General features: G+C 65.4%; 17 protein-coding genes. 7 read left to right on the plus strand and 10 right to left on the minus strand.

Features of this window, described 5'->3' with window-relative positions; genetic code table 11:
• Positions 1 to 77: 77 nt before the first annotated feature.
• Positions 78 to 971: a LysR family transcriptional regulator gene (locus AC1DE1_RS13825; RefSeq protein WP_477176725.1), complete on the plus strand. Its 894-nt coding sequence runs from the start codon at positions 78 to 80 to the stop codon at positions 969 to 971.
• On the opposite strand, the gene AC1DE1_RS13830 is transcribed toward AC1DE1_RS13825, so the two are convergent.
• Positions 968 to 1,477, minus strand: a complete 510-nt coding sequence (locus tag AC1DE1_RS13830; protein ID WP_477178076.1) for a mismatch-specific DNA-glycosylase — start codon at positions 1,475 to 1,477, stop codon at positions 968 to 970. The genes AC1DE1_RS13825 and AC1DE1_RS13830 overlap by 4 nt on opposite strands.
• A 168-nt stretch (positions 1,478 to 1,645) precedes the next feature.
• On the opposite strand from AC1DE1_RS13830, the gene rng reads away from it, so the two are divergent.
• The gene (gene rng, locus AC1DE1_RS13835; protein WP_477176723.1) at positions 1,646 to 3,133 is read left to right on the plus strand and encodes a ribonuclease G; all 1,488 of its coding nucleotides are present in this window, start codon (positions 1,646 to 1,648) and stop codon (positions 3,131 to 3,133) included.
• A gap of 36 nt (positions 3,134 to 3,169) precedes the next feature.
• The gene (locus AC1DE1_RS13840) at positions 3,170 to 7,078 is read left to right on the plus strand and encodes a YhdP family protein (RefSeq protein WP_477179113.1); all 3,909 of its coding nucleotides are present in this window, start codon (positions 3,170 to 3,172) and stop codon (positions 7,076 to 7,078) included.
• 97 nt (positions 7,079 to 7,175) lie between these two features.
• Here AC1DE1_RS13840 and AC1DE1_RS13845 read toward each other — a convergent pair whose 3' ends face one another.
• Entirely contained in the window at positions 7,176 to 8,381 is a 1,206-nt protein-coding gene (locus tag AC1DE1_RS13845) for a sterol desaturase family protein (RefSeq protein ID WP_477176721.1), read from the minus strand.
• A gap of 143 nt (positions 8,382 to 8,524) precedes the next feature.
• Between AC1DE1_RS13845 and tldD the strand changes: the two genes are divergently transcribed.
• Together tldD and AC1DE1_RS13855 are read left to right on the plus strand one after the other, a co-directional pair.
• Entirely contained in the window at positions 8,525 to 9,964 is a 1,440-nt protein-coding gene (gene tldD / locus AC1DE1_RS13850) for a metalloprotease TldD (protein ID WP_477178078.1), read from the plus strand.
• 163 nt (positions 9,965 to 10,127) lie between these two features.
• Complete coding sequence (locus tag AC1DE1_RS13855) at positions 10,128 to 11,549, plus strand: YeiH family protein (RefSeq protein ID WP_477176719.1); 1,422 nt, start codon at positions 10,128 to 10,130, stop codon at positions 11,547 to 11,549.
• Between the two features lie 292 nt (positions 11,550 to 11,841).
• On the opposite strand, the gene yjgA is transcribed toward AC1DE1_RS13855, so the two are convergent.
• Both yjgA and AC1DE1_RS13865 read right to left on the minus strand, forming a co-directional pair.
• Positions 11,842 to 12,423 carry a ribosome biogenesis factor YjgA gene (gene yjgA, locus AC1DE1_RS13860; protein WP_477176718.1) on the minus strand — a complete coding sequence of 194 codons (582 nt, stop codon included), beginning with the start codon at positions 12,421 to 12,423 and terminating at the stop codon, positions 11,842 to 11,844.
• A 29-nt stretch (positions 12,424 to 12,452) separates the two neighbouring features.
• Complete coding sequence (locus AC1DE1_RS13865; protein ID WP_046972880.1) at positions 12,453 to 12,701, minus strand: DUF1653 domain-containing protein; 249 nt, start codon at positions 12,699 to 12,701, stop codon at positions 12,453 to 12,455.
• 112 nt (positions 12,702 to 12,813) lie between these two features.
• Between AC1DE1_RS13865 and pmbA the strand changes: the two genes are divergently transcribed.
• Together pmbA and AC1DE1_RS13875 are read left to right on the plus strand one after the other, a co-directional pair.
• Positions 12,814 to 14,166 carry a metalloprotease PmbA gene (gene pmbA / locus AC1DE1_RS13870; protein ID WP_477176717.1) on the plus strand — a complete coding sequence of 451 codons (1,353 nt, stop codon included), beginning with the start codon at positions 12,814 to 12,816 and terminating at the stop codon, positions 14,164 to 14,166.
• 98 nt (positions 14,167 to 14,264) lie between these two features.
• Complete coding sequence (locus tag AC1DE1_RS13875) at positions 14,265 to 14,705, plus strand: DUF4870 domain-containing protein (RefSeq protein WP_477176716.1); 441 nt, start codon at positions 14,265 to 14,267, stop codon at positions 14,703 to 14,705.
• A gap of 41 nt (positions 14,706 to 14,746) precedes the next feature.
• On the opposite strand, the gene AC1DE1_RS13880 is transcribed toward AC1DE1_RS13875, so the two are convergent.
• The 6 genes from AC1DE1_RS13880 to AC1DE1_RS13905 all read right to left on the minus strand — a co-directional run bounded on the left by AC1DE1_RS13880 (position 14,747) and on the right by AC1DE1_RS13905 (position 19,914).
• Entirely contained in the window at positions 14,747 to 15,505 is a 759-nt protein-coding gene (locus AC1DE1_RS13880) for a hypothetical protein (protein WP_477176715.1), read from the minus strand.
• Between the two features lie 91 nt (positions 15,506 to 15,596).
• Entirely contained in the window at positions 15,597 to 16,529 is a 933-nt protein-coding gene (locus AC1DE1_RS13885) for a polyprenyl synthetase family protein (protein ID WP_477176714.1), read from the minus strand.
• On the minus strand, positions 16,489 to 16,740 hold the full coding sequence (locus tag AC1DE1_RS13890; protein ID WP_354013004.1) for an exodeoxyribonuclease VII small subunit: 252 nt from the start codon (positions 16,738 to 16,740) through the stop codon (positions 16,489 to 16,491). The genes AC1DE1_RS13885 and AC1DE1_RS13890 overlap by 41 nt, the downstream gene beginning before the upstream one ends.
• Before the next feature lie 49 nt (positions 16,741 to 16,789).
• The gene (tilS, locus tag AC1DE1_RS13895; RefSeq protein ID WP_477176713.1) at positions 16,790 to 18,079 is read right to left on the minus strand and encodes a tRNA lysidine(34) synthetase TilS; all 1,290 of its coding nucleotides are present in this window, start codon (positions 18,077 to 18,079) and stop codon (positions 16,790 to 16,792) included.
• Positions 18,072 to 18,827 (minus strand): NYN domain-containing protein, encoded by a 756-nt coding sequence (locus AC1DE1_RS13900; RefSeq protein WP_477176712.1) that lies wholly within the window; start codon positions 18,825 to 18,827, stop codon positions 18,072 to 18,074. Before AC1DE1_RS13900 ends, tilS begins: the two co-directional genes overlap by 8 nt.
• 130 nt (positions 18,828 to 18,957) lie before the next feature.
• Positions 18,958 to 19,914 carry an acetyl-CoA carboxylase carboxyltransferase subunit alpha gene (locus AC1DE1_RS13905; RefSeq protein WP_477176711.1) on the minus strand — a complete coding sequence of 319 codons (957 nt, stop codon included), beginning with the start codon at positions 19,912 to 19,914 and terminating at the stop codon, positions 18,958 to 18,960.
• Positions 19,915 to 19,994: the final 80 nt, after the last annotated feature.

Here is a 19,994-nt window from a genome sequence, read left to right on the forward strand (position 1 = left end):
TGGGGAGGGCCACAGCTTGCGAGCCCGGCAGCTAAAAGAAAATTGCCGATCGGCGAAGATCTGCTATAAAAATATGCATGGCCAACGTGGAACCCGCTTGGGAGCTTTATCGGTCCTTTCTCGCCGTGATGCGGGAAGGCAGCCTGTCGGGTGCGGCCCGCGCGCTGGACATGACCCAGCCCAGCCTTGGGCGCCACATGCGTGAGCTGGAATCGACGCTGGGCGCGGCGCTGTTTGCCCGTTCGCCGCAAGGCCTGGTGCCCACGGAGCTGGCGCGGGAGCTGCTGCCGCACGCGCAGGCCATGGCCTCGGCCTCGGCTGCGCTGCAGCGTACGGCCTCAGCTGGTCGTGGCGAGGTCAGCGGCACGGTGCGGCTGACGGCGAGCGAGGTGATCGCCACCGAGGTGCTGCCGTCGATGCTGGCCGACTTCCGCGAACGCCATCCGGGCATCGTGATCGAGCTGGCGCCGTCCAACCAGGCCGCCGACCTGCTGCGACGCGATGCCGACATCGCCATCCGCATGCACCAGCCCACCCAGGATGCGCTGATCGCTCGGCACGTGGGGCGCGTGGAGCTTGGCATGTTCGCGCACAAGCGCTACCTGGAATCGCACGGCTTTCCGCAGGCGCTGGCGGATCTGACAGGGCATGCATTGATCGGCTTCGACACCGAAACGCCCTATATCCGGCGTCTGCGTCCCGAGGGCATGCCCTATACGCGGGAACACTTCGCCCTGCGCACGGACAGCGATCTGGCCGCCCTGGCCGCGATTCGCGCGGGCTTCGGCATCGGCATCATGCAGGTGAACCTGGCGAAGCGGGATGCACAGTTGATCCGGCTATTCCCGGCCGACGTGTCGCTGGCGCTGGAGACTTGGGTGGTGATGCACGAGGACCTGCGTCCCAGCCTGCGTGTGCGGCGCCTGTTCGATCATCTGGCGTCGGCGCTGGAGAGCTACACGCAGGCCTAGCGCGCCCTTACCAGCGCAGCGAGCGCGTGCCAGGGGGCAAGATCCCAATGGCCTCTCGCCTGGCCAGACGGGGAGGGCAGCACAAACAGCTGCGTCGGCCCGTAGCGTTCTTCCTGCAGGCCATAGTCAGCCGCGCGCCCGAGCGCGGCACGTGCGGCGGCCTTGCTGGTGAAGGCCAGCACGCGGGGCGCATGGCGTTCGATGCGCTCGCGCAGTGCTGCTGCATCAAAAGCGTCCCGCGGCAGCTCATCGTCATTGCCCACGTGATGCTTGGCCAGATCGGTCAACCCGATGCCGAGTGCAGGGAGCTGCGGATACTCGGCCGGCGCAAAAAGCCGCGGCGTCAGCGCCACGGCGTGCAGCGCGCGCCAGAACAGGTTGCCCGGATGAGCGTAGTAGGCCGCCTGCTCGGCCGAGCGTCGCCCGGCAGCGGTGCCGCAGAACACCAGGTCCAGGCCGGGTCGCAGCAGATCAGGAAGGATGGGATCGGGCATCCGGACAAGCATAGCCCGCCGATTCCTGCGCAGCTAATGGAACACTCGCCGGTACATGAAATCCCGCGATTTGCGCGCTGGTTGGCGACGTGGCGGAGCTCGCGCGGCCTAGCCTCTTTCACGCATCGACAGTGTGCGCATGCAGCCGCTATAAAGATCGTCCATGCATTGGAGTCACCGGTGAGCGAAGAAATCCTGATCAACGTGACCCCTCGCGAGACACGCGTCGGCGTGGTTGAAAACGGCATGTTGCAGGAGGTGCACGTCGAGCGGGCCTCCCGCCGCGGCTATGTGGGCAATGTGTACAAGGGGCGCGTGCAGCGGGTGATGCCCGGCATGCAGGCGGTGTTTGTCGATATCGGGCTGGAGCGCGCGGCGTTTCTGCATGCTTCGGACATCGTGCGTCCGCCGGTGCCCGCTGCCGCCGAAGGGGTGGAGGTGGTGGCCAGCGGCAATGGCCATACGCCATCGATCAGCGAACTGGTGCACGAAGGCCAGGAGATCGTGGTGCAGGTGGTCAAGGACCCGATCGGCACCAAGGGCGCCCGGCTGTCCACCCACTTGTCGATTCCTTCGCGCTACCTGGTGCTGCTGCCGTATGCGCGCACGCTGGGCATTTCGGCCCGGGTCGAGGAGGAGGCCGAGCGCCAGCGCCTCAAGGAAGTGCTCACCTCGCTGATTGGCGAGAACCCGCTGGGCTATATCGTGCGCACCAATGCGGAAGGGCAGACCGCCGAATCGCTGGCCTTCGATGTCACCTACCTGGGCAAGGTCTGGCGCGTGGTGCAGGAGAACATCGTCAAGGCCAAGGTCGGCGAGCGCGTCTACGAAGAGCTGTCGCTGCCGCTGCGCAGCCTGCGCGACATGCTCAACGACGATATCGAGAAGGTGCGGGTGGATTCGCGCGAGACCTTCGAGAAGGTCGTCAAGTTCGTGCACAAGTTCATGCCGCAGCTGGACGACCGCATCGAGCACTATTCGGGCGAGCGGCCGATCTTCGACCTCTATGGCGTCGAAGATGAAATCCAGCGCGCCCTGAAAAAAGAAGTACCGCTCAAGTCCGGCGGCTACCTGATCGTCGACCAGACCGAGGCGATGACCACCATCGACGTGAATACCGGCGGTTACGTCGGTACGCGAAATCTGGAGGAAACCGTTTACCGGACGAATCTGGAAGCAGCGCAGGCCGCCGCACGCCAGCTCCGACTGCGCAACCTGGGTGGCATCATCATCATCGACTTCATCGACATGACCGACGAGGAGCACCGGCGCCAGGTGCTGCGCATGCTCGAAAAGGGGCTGCTGCGCGACCACGCCAAGACCACGGTCTACCCCATGTCGGCCCTGGGCCTGGTGGAAATGACGCGCAAGCGCACCACCGAAAGCCTGGAACGCCAGCTGTGCGAACCCTGCCCGGCCTGCAGCGGGCGGGGCACGCTCAAGACCGCCGAAACCGTGACCTACGAGATCTTCCGCGAGATCACCCGGGCCGTGCGCCAGTTCAACACCGAAAAACTACTGGTGATGGCCAGCCCGAACGTGGTCGGCCGCATCCTGGAAGAAGAGTCCGCCGCAGTGGCCGAACTGGAAGAGTTCATCTCCAAAAGCATACGCTTTCAGGCCGAGGAGCATTATTCGCAGGAACAGTTCGATGTGGTTCTTCTGTAAGACGCGCCGCCCCGCGCTTCGCGTCGCGAGCCAGTCGTGAGCGCACCCTGGTTGAAACGTACTCATTTCTGCGCCCGGGCTGTCGCCTGGGTAGTCGGCGTGGCCGTGATTTCGCTGGCCGTGCTGATGGGACTGGGCCAGCTGCTGTTGCCGCTGCTGGCCAAGCACCCTGCATGGGTGGAGACGCAGCTGGCCGCCAAACTGCATCGTCCGGTGACCTTCGAGTCGATGGAAGGTCGCTGGCAGCCGTCCGGTCCGATGTTCGTCATGCGTGGCGTCACCATCGGGTCGGGCGACGGCGGTGCGCCGCTGCAGATTCCCGAAGCGGAGCTCAAGCTTGATCCGGGTGGTTGGTTGCTGCCATCGCGCCATGTGGTGAACCTGCATGCGCGTGGCCTGCAGTTTGACCTCAGCCGCGATACCGATGGCACCTGGCACGTCAACGGCTTTGGGCTGGCGGGCGGCGGCGAGCGACAGAAGCCGGGCTTCAACCAGTTGTCGATCGGTTTGTCGCTGAGCGATACGCGGCTGGATATCACTGATAACCGCATCAATCGTCATTTCACCTTGCTGGCCGACCAGCTGCGCCTGAGTCGACAGGGCAGCCGCATTCGCGTCGGCGCCTTGTTGCGTCGTGAAGGGTCGCCGGGCCAACTGCGTGGCGCCGGCAATTTCAGCGACGACGGTTCGGACGGCAAGCTGTGGATCAGCGGCAGCAATCTTGACCTGCACGCCTTGTCCACCGGCATCGATATGGCCGGCTATACGGCCGACAGCGGCAGCGGTTCGTTCGAAAGCTGGCTGGATTGGCGCGATGCGCGCGTGGTGCGCAGCCTCACGCGTTTTCATCTGAGCGATCTGAAACTCGGCAATCCCGATGGCGCCACCGCCAGCGCGGAAGGGCTCGATGGCCTGGCCGAAGTGGCCATCGGCAAGGACAGTTACACCATACGCTGGGCGGCGGATGACGGCGGTATCGCCGTAGCTTCGCTGAAGGGCATGAACACCGATCAGGCCAGCGTCGATGTCGTTGCGCGCAACCTGCAACTGGCGCCGTTGGTGCCCTGGCTGGCGCTCAAGCCGCAGTTGTCGCCGGGCCTGGCGCAGTGGGTCGGGACGGGAAAGCCGCGCGGCCAGATCACGCAGGCGCAGTTCGGCTGGAATCACGCTGAAGGTTTGCGCTCGCTCGACGTCTCCTTCGACAACGTGGCGATCAACCCGGTCGGCAAGTTGCCCGGTATCGATGGCATCCACGGCGAGTTTCGTGGCGATACGCAGGCGATGGCCGTCTCGCTGCCGGCGCAGGCCACGGTAGTGCGCTTTCCGCACACCTTCCGCGAACCGTTCGTGATGTCGAAGCTGGGCGGCGATGTGGCGTTCTGGCGCGATGACGACGCGTTGCATATCGGCACGCAGGCATTTGCATTCGAAGGCGCGGGGTTCGGCGGCGAAGCGCGTGGCGAAGTGGCGTTGCCCAATGAGGGTGGACGTCCATTCATGGATCTGTACGCCACCATCTCCCATGCCGATATCGTCGCTGCCAAGCTGTTCTGGCCCGTGGATTCGATGTCGCCCGCCGCTGTGCAGTGGCTGGACCAGGCATTGGTCGACGGCAAGATGGATCATGCCGATGTGCTGGTGCGCGGCGACCTGAAGGATTGGCCGTTCCACCACAACGAAGGGCGCTTCGAGGGACGTGCCGAGCTCAGCGGGTTGGAGCTCAACTATGGCCGGGACTGGCCGCATGCGCAGAACGTCACGGCGGTCGCCAACTTCATCAACGGCGGCATGTTGGTCGAAGCCAGTGCGGGTGAGTCGCTGGGCAACAAGGTCGAACGCGCGGTGGCGATCATTCCGGAACTTGGCCACAGCGTGCTCGACCTCAATGTGAGCGGCAGCGGCACGGGCGCCAGCATGATGGACTTCGTGCAGCGCAGCCCCATCGGCATCCATCACGCGGACACCTTGTCCAAGCTGCGGCTGGGCGGCAGCGGCGATTTCGATTTCCACCTGTCCTTGCCGGTGGCGGACTCCAGCAACTTCATCCTCGATGGTCGTGCGCAATTGAAGGGCGTGGATTTCGACGCGCCGGAGTGGAACCTCAAGCTCGACAAGCTCACCGGCCCGGCGACTTTCGACAAGGCCGGTTTCCACGCGGGGCCGCTTGATACGAGTTTCCGCGGCCAGCCGGCCAAGCTGGATCTGGCCATCGCCGGCGCCACCGGGCAACCCAATACGGTGCTATCGGCCAAGCTCGCTGGCCGTTTCAGCATGGCCGAGCTCACCCAGGGTTACAAACAGCTCGACTGGCTCAACCAGGTAGCGGATGGGCGTAGCGACTTTACCGTCGGTTTCAACATCCTCACGGCGCCGGGCTCGGCCGCCAGCACGCAGCAATTGAGCGTGGATTCGATGCTCAATGGCATGACGCTCGATTTCCCCACGCCGTTGAAGAAGTCGGCCGAGGGGACGCTGCCGCTGCATGTAGAGATGAATCTGCCCATGCAGGGCAGCGACGTGCAGCTGAGCGTGGGGCAGGTCGTACGCGCACGCTTGCGTCTTCCCCAGAACGACAGCCAGTCGCTGGCAGCCACCTTCGCCTTTGGCACGAGGGCGCCCGATTCGGTACCCGACAAGGGTATTCGCATACGTGGCCGACCCGGCAAGCTCGATGTGACTGGCTGGACGCAGTACGCCTCGTCGGGCAGCAGTGCCAACGGCCCGGGGCTGGAGAGCATCGATGTGACGGCCGAACAGGCGATGGTGTTTGGCCATCCGTTTGCCGATATGCACCTGCTCGCCAGCTCGCAGCCGGATGGCCTGGTCGTGGACGTCGACAGCGCCGGGCTGGCGGGTCGTTTCAATATTCCGCTGGCCGATCTCACGCGCCGCGGCGTAACTGCGCGATTGCAGCGCCTGTACTGGCCCAAGGATGTAGTGACGCCGAAGAAGCCTGCCGGTGGCGCCACCGATGCAACGTCGGCGCAGAGTACGGCTGCACAACCGGGCGCCAGCGCGTCAGCCGCGCCGCCCAATCCAGCCGTCACCGGCATCACGCCGTCGGCGCTGCCGCCGTTCCATCTCTGGGTGAACGACCTGCGTTTCGGTGATTCCAAACTCGGCGAAGCCCGGCTGGAAACGTGGCCGACCGACAAGGGCATGCATATCGACCAGCTACGCACCTTGTCGCACGGCGTGCAGATCAATGGCGTCGGCGACTGGAACGGCACGGCGAACGACAGCCACTCGCACATGCGCTTCGATTTTGCCGCCGAGAACATGGGCGACATGCTCGGTGCCTTCGGCTATGAAGGATTGCTAGCCGGCGGCAAGGTCCGTTCGCAGCTCGATGCCACCTGGCCGGGCGCACCCTCGGCGATGGAGCTGGGCAATATGGACGGCAAGCTGAGCATCAACATCACTGACGGTCGCATGCCTGAAGTGACGCCCGGCGTGGCGCGCCTGTTCGGCCTGGTGTCCGTGCTGGAACTGCCGCGTCGCCTGTCATTCGACTTCGGCGATGTGTTCGGCAAGGGTCTGGCCTTCGACGCCATTTCCGGCGATTTCAAATTGGGCGATGGGAACGCGAACACCGACAATCTGCAGATACGCAGTCCGGCAGCGGAGATCTCCATCACCGGGCGCACAGGCCTGCGTGCCAAGGACTATGACCTGCAGGTGCTTGCCATACCGCATGCCGGCAACAGCTTGCCGGTGGTCGGCGCGTTTGTCGGTGGGCCGATCGGTATTGCCGCCGGCTTCGTGGCTCAGGGGCTGCTGGGGCACGGCATCAATCGTTTCGCCAGTGCGCGCTACAAGGTCACGGGCAGCTGGGACAAGCCCACGATCACCTTGATCGAGAAAAAGGATGTGCCGGTGCCGCCCGCGTTGGCCGCGCCGGGCGCCCCCACCTTGCCGGCGCCGGCGAGCAGCAGCGCGCGCTGAGCCGTCTCCAAAAAAAAGTGTGGGAGCGCACCCTGTGCGCGACGGCCTGGTCGATACCCAAGCCGTCGCACAGGGTGCGCTCCCACAGGTATCGCTCTTACATCTCAGGCTCTCGCGGCTTGGTGCTTCCCCGAAACGGAAACAGCTGCTGGCGCACGAAGCCATCAGGCATGTAGTCGCCGACTACGCCATAGCTTTCCGGAAACTTCTTGGTCGACTTCACCGCCGTGCCAAACAGATGGTCCAGAAACGCGTAGTGCGCGGCGTAGTTCTTGTCGATCGCCTCGTCGTCGGAGGCGTGGTGCCAGTGATGGAAGTCCGGCGTGACGATCACGTACTTCAGCGGGCCCCACGGCAGATGCACGTTGGCGTGATTGAACACGGCCTGGAAGCCGACCACGATGATGTACGCATTCATCACGCCCTCGCTGAAACCGAGGATGTAGAGCGGCGCCAGCACGGCGACGCGCGTGACGATGAGCTCCAGCATGTGCTGGCGCGAGCCGGCCAGCCAGTCCATCGTCTTCACCGAATGATGCACAGCGTGGAAGCGCCATAGCAGCGGCACCTCGTGATACGCACGATGGGTCCAGTACTGCGCCAGGTCAGCCACCAGGATGCATACCAGCAGCTGCGGTACGAACGGCGTGTGTTGCACGAACTGCTGGAAGTCGCTGCGCACCAGCCAGCCGAACAGGTGATGCAGCAGAAAGTTCACCACCAGCAGGGCCAGGCCCACGATGAAGTGATTCACCGCGAAGTGCTTCAGATCGGTCTGCCATTCCTTGCGGAACAGCGTCTGGCCCTTGTACAGCGGAAACAGCTTCTCGATCACCACGAACACCAGGGTGGAACCGAGCAGGTCGAGGATGAACCAGTCCAGCCCGATGTACGGCGTGTGGTCAGGAAAATCGCCCACCGGCACGCGCGAGCCGCCCAGTGCGGTCGCGCCGATCACCAGGGCGAACGCCACCATGCTGAGCCGGCGCGCGCGGCCCAGGATGATGTTGGCCAGCGACATGCCGCCCGCGACTAGCAGGGCGGCCAGCAGCAGCTGGCGCAGCACGTCCACGGAATACTCGTGCCGCAGGTCGGGGGTGGTCAGGTATTGGGGAAAGTGGAAGGCCAGCACCGCCAGCAGGCTCAGGAAGCCCAGCGACAGCGCGATGATGCTGCTCACCATGCCGTGGCCCGGCTTGAGCGCCCCGTCCTTGTGCAGCAGCTCGCGGGTCTCCTCGATGGGCGCCTTGATGGTGCGGTCGATCACCTTGTGGGCCAGCGGCTGGCGGGGTGTGTCGCTCATACGTGTTCCTTCACATGCGCGTCATGGTTGGGTGGCGGCATCCTAACCGTTGGCCCGGCCCGGCTCCATCAGACGAGGCTTTAAACGCCCGGCGAGTGGCCCCAACTTGCTAAAGTCCCCTTTTTGCATACGGCACCGACTTCATGGATTCCCTGATCGCGCAGGCAGAACGCCGCCTGCTGTCGCCGGGCGGCCTGGCCGCCACCGACCTAGACCGCGTCTTCAACCAGTTGATGGGCCCCTCCATCGACGCCGCCGACTTGTATTTCCAGCATTCGCGCAGCGAGTCCTGGGTGCTGGAGGAGGGCATCGTGAAGGATGGCAGCCACTCCATCGAGCAGGGCGTGGGCGTGCGCGCAATCAGCGGCGAGAAGACCGGCTTCGCCTACTCCGACGAGATCGTCCTGCCGCAGCTGCTGGAAGCCTCCAAGGCCGCCCGTGCGATTGCCCAGGGTGGCAATGGCGCCGGTAAGCCGCTGGCCCTCAACGGCGCGCGCCAGCTGTATCCGGCGATCGATCCGGTCGAAAGCCTGCCCAATCCCGACAAGATCGCCCTGCTGCGCGAAGTGGACGCCTATGCGCGCTCCCGCGATCCGCGCGTGAAGCAGGTCATCGTCAGCCTGTCCGCCACCATGGATACGGTGCTGATCGCCGCTTCCGACGGCACCCTGGCCGCCGATGTACGCCCGCTGGTGCGCATGAACGTCACCGTGATCGCCGAGAAGAACGGCCGCCGGGAGCAGGGCAGTTCGGGTGGTGGTGGCCGCTATGGCTATCGTGAGCTGATCGAAAACGGCCGTGCCATGGGCTTCGCCGATGAGGCCGTGCGCGGGGCGCTGGTCAATCTGGAAGCCGTCGACGCGCCCGCCGGCAGCATGCCGGTGGTGCTGGGGCCGGGCTGGCCGGGCGTGCTGCTGCACGAAGCGATCGGCCACGGCCTGGAAGGCGACTTCAACCGCAAGGGCAGCTCGGCATTTGCCGGCCGCATCGGCCAGCGCGTCGCCGCGCCGGGCGTCACCGTGGTGGACGACGGCACGCTGTCCGGACGCCGCGGCTCGCTCAGCGTGGACGACGAAGGCACGGCCACCGAATGCACCACGCTCATCGAGGACGGCATCCTCAAGGGCTACATGCAGGACAAGCTCAACGCACGCTTGATGGGCATGGCGCCCACCGGCAACGGACGCCGCGAGTCGTTCGCGCAGCTGCCGATGCCGCGCATGACCAACACCTACATGCTCGCCGGCCAGCACGATCCGCAGGAGATCATCCGCTCGGTGAAAAAGGGCTTGTACGCCGTGAATTTTGGCGGAGGCCAGGTGGACATCACCAACGGCAAGTTCGTGTTCTCCGCCAGCGAGGCCTACCTGATCGAGGACGGCAAGATCACGCGTCCCGTGAAGGGCGCCACCCTGATCGGCTCCGGTCCCGACGTGCTCAACCGCGTCTCGATGATCGGCAACGATCTCGCGCTGGACGAAGGCGTCGGCGTATGCGGCAAGGATGGCCAGAGCGTGCCCGTGGGCGTGGGCCAGCCGACGCTCAAGGTCGATGCGATGACGGTGGGTGGCACGGCGTCCTGACGCCGCTGCAGAGCCTGCCTGCCGCCAGTCTGCGGCTATATCGATAGAACAAAAGCTCATTTCGCTTTGACGAGCCGCAGCTGGACAGTGTCCGCTGCGGCTTTTCCCGTTGGCCGCCCGGACGTCTGGACGTCCGGTTCATCTTTCGGTGAGGGGCGGTGCGATGAGCGAAGCGACACGAGTTCTGCCGGGTCAGGCCCGCGCCCAGGCGGCTGCCGCCACGCGCCCTGCGCAGTGGGGCGTGTTCTCCAACGAAGACTGGTGGTCGGTGTGGATCGGCCTGCTGGTGATCGTGGTGGCCTGGGCGCTGTTTGCCAATGGCAGCAGCTTGAAGTGGTTGGCGGTGGCGCCGGCGAAGTGGAAGACGCTGGCCGAGGCGTGGCAGGGCCTTGTTGCACATGGGCCCAACTATCTCGCACTGTTCGCTGCGTTCGCGCTGCTGTTCGGCACGGGACTTGCCGTGCTCGGGCAGTCGCTGACGCGTTTTCTGCCCGCCTTTGCGATTCTGTTCGTGGTGTCGCTGCTGATCTTCACGGCTTCTGCGTGGGTCCAGGCTTCGCGGTACAACCTTGAGGCGCCTTTGCTCGCGCTGGGGCTGGGCCTGATCGTTTCCAACACGGTCAAGTTGCCCGAGTGGTTCCAGTCGGGGCTGCGCGTGGAGTTCTACATCAAGGTGGGCATCGTGCTGCTCGGTGCGACCTTGCCGCTGACCCTGCTGTTCTGGGCAGGTCCGGTGGCGGTGGGGCAGGCGACCATCGTGTCGCTCGCCACGTTCTTCACCATCTTTCTGGTCGGCAAGTCCCTGGGTCTCGATAAGCGATTCGCCGCCGTGCTCGGTGTGGGTGGCGCGGTATGCGGCGTTTCCGCGGCGATTGCGAGCGGCGGCGCAGTGCGTGCACGTCGCGAAGATACGTCGGTGGCCATCACCCTGGTGGTGGTGTGGGCCATTGTGATGATCTTCGTGTTGCCATTTGCGTCGCGCGCGCTGGGATTGTCGACGCCGGTAGCCGGCGCCTGGATCGGGACGTCCGAATTCGCGGATGCGGCCGGCGTAGCGGCGGCACAGGCTTACGGCGATGCTGCGCGCAACGCGGGCGGTGCCATTGCGGGTGCGCCGGATGCTGCCGTGCAGGCGTTCACGCTGATGAAGGTGGTGGGCCGCGATATCTGGATCGGCATCTGGGCCTTCGTGCTGGCGTGGATCGCTACGACGCGCTGGAACACTTCTGAGGATGGCGTGCAGGCGAAGGCCGATGTGCGAGAGATCTGGGCGCGCTTTCCGAAGTTCGTCTTTGGTTTCGTCATCGCCTCAGCCCTGGTCACGTGGATCGCCAGCCACTATTCGCTGGTCGACTATCGCAAGGTGGTCACGCCGGATCTGGTCGCGCCGATCAGCACGCTGCGTACCTGGGCTTTCACGCTCTGCTTCTTGAGCATCGGACTCACCACGCGACTGCGTTCGCTGACGGCCACTGGATGGCGTCCGCTGGCGGCGTTTACCGCGGGCGTGGTGGTGAACGTGATCATCGGCTACGTGCTGTCGGTGCACGTGTTTGCGAACTATTGGAACGGACTGGGCGGATGAGCGCGGTAGCGACACTCGCGGCGTGTTGCGCGCACTGTCGCCATCGTTGCGATGATCCGCGCGAGACGGAGCAGCGTGTGCCGGGTTTGACGTCGTTCGGCTCGGCCTATGGCGCGAGTATCGGGGCGAGTGCGTTGTGCGAGGTGCACGATTGTTTTGTGTCGCCACGGGATACGTGCGGGCGGTTCAGTGCCATTGAAGATTGAGGCGGTTTGAGTCGCGCACAGGGTGCGCTCCCACAAGGTGACTTCGATCCTGTGGGAGCGCACGCTGTGCGCGACTCACGCTGGCCTCAATCCTCGTTTTCTTCCGGCGCGTCGTCTTCGTTTTCGTCGACGGCCTCGTCCGTGCGGCTGCCTCCCGCCAGATCCTTCAGCAATTGATAGATCTCGCGATACGCCCGCGGCGGCTTATTGCCGTCTTTTTCGATCTTGGCCTGGCGCACCAGCGAACGCAGGTGCTGGCGGTCGACATTCGGATACTGCGCGATCACCTCGCTCATGGCGTTGTCCGGATCGCTCAGCAGGCGATCGCGGGTGGCTTCCAGGCGGTGCATGGCGGCTGTTTCCTGCCGTTGGCGATCGCGGTTTTCGCCGAGTGCGGCCCTGACGCCTTCAAACACGCTGGCGTCGTGACGGCGCATCACCTTGGCCAGAAATGCCAGCTGTCGCTTGCGCGCGATGTGCGCGGTGATGCGGCGCGTGTTGGCGATCTCGCGCTCCACATCTTCCGGCAGCTCCAGCTTGGCCAGCTTGCTCGGCGGCAGCTCGAGCAGTTGGACGGCCAAGGCCAGCACGGCCAGCGCGTCCTTGCGTTGCTGCGTGCGGGTCGGGCCGTAATCGTGGTCCGGATTGTCGGTGTAAGTGCGATTCACTGGGGTATTCCAACAGATGGAGCAAACGCTCAGGGGGCAGCGATGACGCCGTCGAGCAGGTCCGGTTCGGCCTGTTCCAGCGCGAAGCGGGAAATCGGCTCGCCCTCCAGCTCCACGGTTTCGCAGAACATGGCGGCGGGACGCACCCACAGGCCGTAATCGCCATAGAGCGCCTGGTAGACCACTACCTCTTCCATCGTTTCGCTGTGCCGGGCCGTGCCCAGGACGCGGTAACGCTGGCCTTTGTAGTGACGGTAGATGCCGGCTGTCAGTGACATGGCGTTCTCCGCGACGCTCCGTTGCTTTCGGGTGCGCGACCCCCACTTTCGGAGGTGCGCGGCTAGGACCGCGTATTCTACCCGTTCCCCGCTTGCCCGTAGGAATCGACGAGTGACCCAGCTCAGCCCCACCCAGGACCGCAGCAACGACGAACTCGACCGTCTGGCCCAACTGGCCGAGGACGTGATTCGCCGGGCCCGCGCCGCCGGCGCCAGCCAGGCCGAGGTGGCAGCCAGCATCGACACGGGCCTGAACGTGAACGTGCGCCTGGGCGAGGTGGAAACGGTCGAACACACGCGCGACCGCGGTTTCGGGCTCACCGTGTACTTCGGCCAGCGCAAGGGCTCGGCCAGCACGGCCGACCTCAACCCCGATTCCATCCAGGCCACGCTGGAGCAGGCCTGCGCGATCGCCCGCTACACCGAGGAAGATCCGGCCGCGGGCCTCGCCGACGCGTCCCGCATGGCCACCCAGTTCCCCGACCTGGACCTGTGGCACCCGTGGCGCATCGAGACCGACCAGGCGATCGAGCTCGGCAAGCAGATCGAGGACGCCGGCCGCGCCCACGCGGGCATCACCAACTCCGACGGCGCCAGCGTGCAGATGGGCGAAAGCCTGGCCGTCTACGCCAATTCGCATGGTTTTGTCGGCCGCGAGCGAGGCACCCGCCACTCGCTGTCCGTGGCGCTGATTGCCGGCGACGACGACGGCATGCAGCGCGACTATTGGTACGACAGCGTGCGCTCGGCCGAGGATTTCATCAGCGCCCAGGCGCTTGGCGACAAGGCCGCGCAGCGCACGCTGGCACGCATGGGCGCTCGCTCGCTGTCCACGCGCCAGAGTCCGGTGTTGTTCACGCCGGAAGTGGCACGCGGCCTGATCGGTCACCTGATTGGCGCCGTCAGCGGCGGCGCGTTGTACCGCCGTGCCAGCTTTCTGCTGGACCATGCCGGCAAGCAGGTGATGCCGTCCTGGATGAATATCGTGGAGCGTCCGTTCGTGATGCGTGGGCAGGGCTCGGGCTCGTTCGACGCGGAAGGCGTGGCTACGCGCGACAGTTCGCTGATCGAGAACGGCGTGCTCGCGCGCTACGTGCTCGGCAGCTATTCGGCGCGCAAGCTGGGCCTGGAATCCACCGGCAATGCCGGCGGCATCCACAACATGATCGTGCAGCCCGGGCAGGACGATTTCGCCGGCATGCTCAAGCGCATGGGCACCGGCCTGGTGGTCACCGAGGTGATGGGGCAGGGCGTGTCCACCATCACCGGCGATTATTCGCGTGGTGCGGCCGGCTTCTGGGTGGAAAACGGTGAGATCGCCTATCCGGTGGAAGAGATCACCATTGCCGCGAACCTGCGCGACATGTACGCCAATATCGTGGCGGTGGGCGCCGACGTGGATCATCGCTCGCACCTGCTGACGGGCTCGATTCTGCTGGAGCAGATGACTATCGCGGGAGAGTGACTAGCTACACCGGTAATACGGGCGGACACTTGCTAGGATGAGGCCGTCAGCAGCAGCTGACTGAACAATCAGGCCTTTACGACCCAGGAGATGTACGCATGAGCGTTCCGCCCGAGTCCGTCGTACCGCCCCCGTCGAGCGGCTCTGCCGTGCCGCCGTCCGATGTTCCCAGCGTCCAGGAGCGCCAGTGGGCGATGTTCGCCCATCTGTCTGCACTGCTCGGCCTCATCATCACCGGCCATTGGTTTGGCTGGGGATGCTTCCTCGGGCCGCTGATCATCTGGCTGGTGAAGAAGGACACCATGCCCTTCGTCAATGATCAGGGCAAAGAGGCGCTCAACTTCAATATCACCGTGGCCATCGTGTTTTTTGCGCTGTTCGTGCTCACCTTGATCACCCTGGGCCTTGGCGTGCTGATTGCCGTCCCGGTGGGCATCGTGGTCGGCGTGGCGTGGCTGGTGTTCACCATCATTGCCGCCATCCGGGCGAATGAGGGCGTGCGTTATCGCTACCCGTTCACCTTGCGGCTGATCAGCTGAGCCTGCAAGAAAAAGGCGACCATCGGGTCGCCTTTTTCGTTTCAGTGCAAGCCCACGTAGGTGCGTTTGAAGCCGACCGGCTGCTCCAGCGTGGGCACCTTCCAGGCGCCGGTCACCACCATCTGCTTGCCGTCGTCCGACATGGCCCAGGTCTGGTCGAGCTGGGTGCCATCGGCGTAGCGGATATTCACCACCAGCTGGCCACTCATGACCTGGCCGCGCACCATCGCGTTGCCGTTGAGCGACTGACGGGCCACGCCGTCCAGCTTGCCGGTGAGCTGATCGCCGTTGCTCAGGTGCACCTGGAAGGTTTTGGCGTCTTGCTGCACCAGCAGCACTGAGTCGGCCTGCAGCATCGGCGGCATCGGGTAGGTGGCCGTCGCGATAGGGTCTTTGTCGGTCGCTGGCGCGGTCTTGCTGTCGCCACCGCCGCCACCGCCGCCACCGTGGCCGTGACCGCCGCCGCCCATGCCGCCACCGTGGCCGCCACCGCCCATCCCGCCCCCACCCATCCCGCCCCCGCCCATGCCACCACCACCGTGGCGACCGCCGCCATGCGTGCCCGCAGGCGACGCACTGGATGACGACGAGGCGGGCGCTGAGGACTGCTGGCGCGCCGCGAGCTCCTTGCGCGCTTCCACGCGCATCGCGTTGGTCAGGCCATCCGCGCTATCGCTGTTGCGATCATCCAGGCGCCAGGCGCCGGAAAAATCGTTGGACTGCGCCGCGATGGCGGCGCCGGCCACCAGCATGAGCATGGTGCCGAGCCAGCGGCTGCGAATGAAGCGGGGTAATGGCATCGGGTTCGCGCAGTCGGGGATCCAACACGCAGGAACGTTCGAGCGTGGCGACTGTTGACCCGTTGCCGGCAGCGCGCTGTGGAGCGGATGCTCAGCGCAGGCGCGCAGCGGCGTAGCGGGCGAGTTCTTCCAGCAGGCCGGCGCGTTCGCCGAACGGGGCGATCGCGTCGAGCGCATCCTGGGTGAGGCGTGCCAGATGTTCGCGCGACGCCTCCATGCCGATGATCGAAGGGAAGGTCGGCTTGTCGGCAGCCGCGTCCTTGCCTGCGGTCTTGCCGAGCACGGCCGATTCACCTTCCACGTCCAGGATGTCGTCGCGCACCTGGAAGGCCAGGCCCACGGCATGGCCGTAGCGATCGAGCGCCAGGAGATCGTCGTCCGAGGCCCCGGCAGCCAGGCCGCCCAGGCGCACGGCGGCACGAATCAGCGCGCCGGTCTTGCAGGCGTGCATGAACTCCAGTTCCGTGAGCGTGAGCTTGCGTCCCACCGCAGCCAGGTCGAGTGCCTGGCCGCCGGCCATCCCGTCGGCACCGCAGGCGCGGCCAAGCACGCGCAGCATCTCCACGCAGCGCGCGGGCGACACGCCAAGGTCCACGTCATGGGCCAGCAGCTCGAATGCCAGGGCCTGCAGCGCATCGCCGGCCAGGATGGCCATCGCCTCGCCAAACACGATGTGGCAGGTGGGACGGCCGCGACGCATGGCGTCGTCGTCCATCGCCGGCAGGTCGTCATGCACCAGCGAATAGGCGTGGATCAGTTCGACCGCCACTGCGGGAGCGTCCAGGCGCGAACCCGATTCGCCGAACGCGTGGCCGGCCGCATAGACCAGCAGCGGGCGCAGTCGCTTGCCGCCGCCGAGCACGGCGTAACGCATCGCCCGATGCAACTCGATGGGGGCGGTGTCTTCCGGCGGGAGGGAACGGACGAGCGCCTCTTCGGCGCGGGCGATCAGCGACTTGAGCTGGGCGCCAAGCTCGGAGCTCTCAGAGCTCGGGTTCAAAAGGTTCGGCTGTGTCTGGGGCATCGGGGTCGAGCAGCATCCGTACGCGCAACTCGGCATTTTCCAATGCCTGCTGGCAATGGCGATAGAGGCCGATGCCACGTTCGAAGGAGGACAGGGATTCGTCCAGGCTCAATTCACCGCCCTCCATACGCGCAACCAACTGCTCGAGTTCGTCCAGCGAGTGTTCGAAATCGGCGGCGGGGGCGACGGGGACGGATGCTGACTTGGCCATGGCCCGCAAAGCTAGCGCAGGGGCGGTGCGGAATCAATCGCAACAACGCTCAGTAGGCCGGTTGCCATAGGGGCCGCGCCTCGCCGAACACGGCTACGCCATGGGCGCTCAGCCAGCGGTCGCCCACCCCGATCAGCTCGTCTCCTGCGTAAAGCATGGGGCAGGCCAGCCGACGCCATGGCGGCATGCCGCCATGCTGGAACAGGTCGCGCAGTTCGCGGGTGTGCGCATCGCCCGCCGGACGCAGCTGCTCGCCACCACGGCGCAGGCGGATGCTGATTGACGCGTCCAGCTGACCGGGCGGATCAAGCCGCAGGCTGCCGCCATCGGGCAGGGCCAGCGGCTCGCCGTGCCAGTGGGCACTCCATTGCGGATCGATCACCGGCTGCGGCGGCAGCGCCCACAGGCGTCCACGCCACACATGCACCTCGGCGCCTGGCCAGCGGATGCAGGGCAGCTGGCCGTCGCGGGCGCCGCACTGGCGTTCGATCTGCTCGCGCTGGGCCGTGGTGGGCGCGGTGAGTCCGCGCGCGTGCAGCCAGTCGTCCAGCAGTGGATGACGCAGCGCGGGCGAAAGCGCGAGCCAGCCGTGGGCGTCGAGGCTGCCGTTGGTGGTGTCCAGCAAGCGTGCCTGCTCGCTGCGCCACTGCCGCTCCAGCGTTTCGGTGGCGGCACGGTGGAGGCTGGCGCTGTGCACGATGGAATCCACCGCTTGCGGCCAATGCTGAGTGAGGCGCGGCAGGATCTCGTGGCGAAGAAAATTGCGCGAGAGGCGAGCATCATGGTTCGACGGATCGTCGATGCAGGGCAGTTCGTGCTGCGCCACGTAGCGACGCAGTTCGTCGCGCGACGTGTCCAGCAGCGGACGCCACAGCAGGCCTTCGCCAAGACGACGCGTGGCGCGCATGCCGCCAAGTCCTTCCGGGCCGGCGCCACGGAGCAACTTCAGCAGGACCGTTTCAGCTTGATCATCACGATGGTGCGCCAGCAACAGTCGTTCGCCTTTTTGCAGCGAGGCGGCGAACGCGCGATAACGCGCATCGCGCGCTGCCGCCTCCAGGCCATAGCCGCGTGCATGATCGACGTGGACGCGCAACACCAGGCAGGGCACACCCCACTCGCGCGCCATCTGTTTGCAGCGTTCGGCCCATGTCGCGCTGTCCGCATGCAAGCCGTGGTCGATATGCAGGGCGCGCAGCTCACGCGCGTTTGCTTCCGGCAATTGGGCCAGCGCATGCAGCAACGCGGTGGAATCGGGGCCGCCGCTGTACGCAACGCACAGTTGTCCTTGCGGTTGCTGCTGCAAGGCATGACGCAGCGTGTCGACCAGCTTATTCACGAGCTGCCGTCTTCTTGCCCTTGTTGCGCACGTAGATCACCTTGGGGCGTCCTTCGCCGGGGCTGCGGCGATCCAGTTCGAACAGCGTGGTGGCGGCAATCAATTCGCTCAGCTTGTTGTAGCCATAGCTGCGGGCGTCGAAGTTCGGGCGCTGCTTGGTGATGATGGAACCCACGCCGCCGAGGGCGGCCCAGCCGTCGTCGTCCGAGGCTGCTTCCAAGGCATTGCGCAGCAGATTCACAAGGCTGGAATCCTGCTTGAGCTGGGCGGCCGTGCGCGGCTTGAGCGGCTGCTCTTCATCGGGTTTGCCGACGATGATGTCGGTGTAGATGAACTTGTCGCAGGCAGCCACGAACGGATCGGGCGTCTTGCGTTCGCCGAAACCGTAAACGATCAGTCCCGATTCGCGGATGCGCGCGGCCAGGCGGGTGAAGTCGCTGTCGCTGGAGACGATGCAGAATCCATCGAAGCGCCCCGAATAGAGCAAGTCCATCGCATCGATGATCATCGCCGAGTCGGTGGCGTTCTTGCCGCTGGTATAGCCGAACTGCTGGATCGGCTGGATCGACTGGGTGAGTAGTTGCTCTTTCCAGCTCTTGAGGTGATTGGACGTCCAATCACCGTACGCACGCTTGACGTGCGCGGTGCCGTACTTGGCAACTTCAGCGAGCAACGGCTCGGCAATCGTCGGTTGCGCGTTGTCGGCGTCGATCAGGACAGCCAGCTTGCTGGTGTGTTCGTTGGCCATGGACGCGATTCCGGGCAGCGTTGGCACGGATGGTAGCGCGCTGGCGCGACGATGGTATGTCCTTGTAGGAGCGCACCCTGTGCGCGAACGGGCCTGCCATGCAGGCCCATCGTGAACAGGGAGATGCTTGTTATTCGACGAACGCGCCGTACCCGCGCAGACGCTTGTAGCGCAGATCCATCAGATCCTTGACCGGCAGCGCTTCCAGCTCGTCGAGCTGGTTGAGCAGCACGGCCTTCAGGCGCACAGCCATCGAGTGCGGGTTGCGATGCGCGCCGCCCAGCGGTTCGCGCACGACCTTGTCGACCAGGCCCAGCTCGAGCAGGCGCGGTGCGGTGAGGCCCAGGGCTTCGGCCGCGTCGCGTGCCTTCTCGGCGCTCTTCCACAGGATGGACGCGCAGCCTTCCGGCGAAATCACCGAGTACGTGGAGTACTGCAGCATGATCGTGCGGTCGCCCACGCCGATGGCCAGCGCGCCGCCCGAGCCGCCTTCACCGATCACGGTGCAGATGATCGGGGTCTTGAGGTCGGCCATTTCCAGCAGGTTGCGGGCGATGGCTTCGGACTGGCCGCGCTCTTCGGCGCCCACGCCGGGATAGGCTCCCGGGGTGTCGATCAGGGTGATCAGGGGCAGGCCGAAACGCTCGGCCATCTTCATCAGGCGCAGCGCCTTGCGGTAACCCTCGGGGCGCGGCATGCCGAAGTTGCGGCGCACCTTGCCCTTGGTATCGCGCGCCTTCTGGTGGCCAATGATCATCACCGAGCGGCCGTTGATGCGGCCCAGGCCGCCCACGATGGCGGCGTCGTCGGAGTAGGCGCGGTCGCCGGCCAGCTCATGGAACTCGTCGCACATCACGCTGATGTAATCGAGCGTGTAAGGACGACCCGGATGGCGCGACAGCTGAGTCACCTGCCAGGGCGTGAGGTTGCGGAAGATCTCGTTGGTCTTGAGCTTCAGCTTCTCGCGCAGGCGTGCGACTTCTTCGTCGATGTTGAACGCCTGCCCGTGACTGGCATGACGAAGCTCTTCAATCTTCGCGTCCAGCTCGGCGATGGGTTGTTCGAAATCGAGGAAGTTGGGATTCATTCGGTGCAGTTCATGACACGGAAGCGCGCAAGTATACCGGTCCGCGGAATTTCGCGGGAACGGGGGCGTATGGGGTTAGG

The sequence above is a fragment of the Dyella sp. 05T440 genome (genome assembly GCF_056395965.1).